The sequence below is a fragment of the Achromobacter sp. SIMBA_011 genome (assembly GCF_046535435.1).
GTDB classification, from domain to species: domain Bacteria; phylum Pseudomonadota; class Gammaproteobacteria; order Burkholderiales; family Burkholderiaceae_B; genus Achromobacter; species Achromobacter dolens.
Window position 1 is genome coordinate 1 of record NZ_JAWRWN010000042.1, and the last position, 500, is coordinate 500.

The window sequence follows — 500 nt, forward strand, 5'->3', positions numbered from 1 at the left end:
CGTCCATCATACGGCCGGCGCTACCCGCGCACTAACCCGGCAAGGCCGCGAGCCGGCTGCGGATCGCCGTCGCTTCGTCGCGCAATGCGTCGGTGAACGCATCGACCAGCAGGTTCTTCGGCCGATGCTCGGGCACGATCACGCTGACGCGATACGCAAACGAACGCGTGAGCGGCCACGACGAGCGGGAAGATGATGGCGATCTGGCCGTAGAAGCTCAGCACGAAGGTGAGGCGCTTCGTGTACTTCATCACGCGCCACCAGTTGTCGCGAATGCGCATGAACAGGCTCTGCGCGTTGCGGGTCTCGGTTTTCTCGCCGTCGTAGAACGCGATCTGCTCGGCGTTCTCGCGCACGCGGATCAGCCCGAAGCGGAAATCGGCCTCGACGCGCTGCTGCTGGTAGTTGATCGACACGAGCGGGTGGCCGACCTTCTGGATGATCAGCGAGCCGATCACCGCGTACAGCGCGGCCGCCCACACCATGTAGCCGGGGATCGT

At 64.8% G+C, this 500-nt stretch carries 2 pseudogenes; both read right to left on the minus strand.

From position 1 onward, the window contains the following. Window positions 1-31: 31 nt before the first annotated feature. Window positions 32-175: pseudogene (locus tag SB816_RS29800) on the minus strand (LysR family transcriptional regulator); the annotation flags it as partial. After that, window positions 171-500: pseudogene (locus tag SB816_RS29805) on the minus strand (SbmA/BacA-like family transporter); the annotation flags it as partial. The pseudogenes SB816_RS29800 and SB816_RS29805, both read right to left, overlap by 5 nt.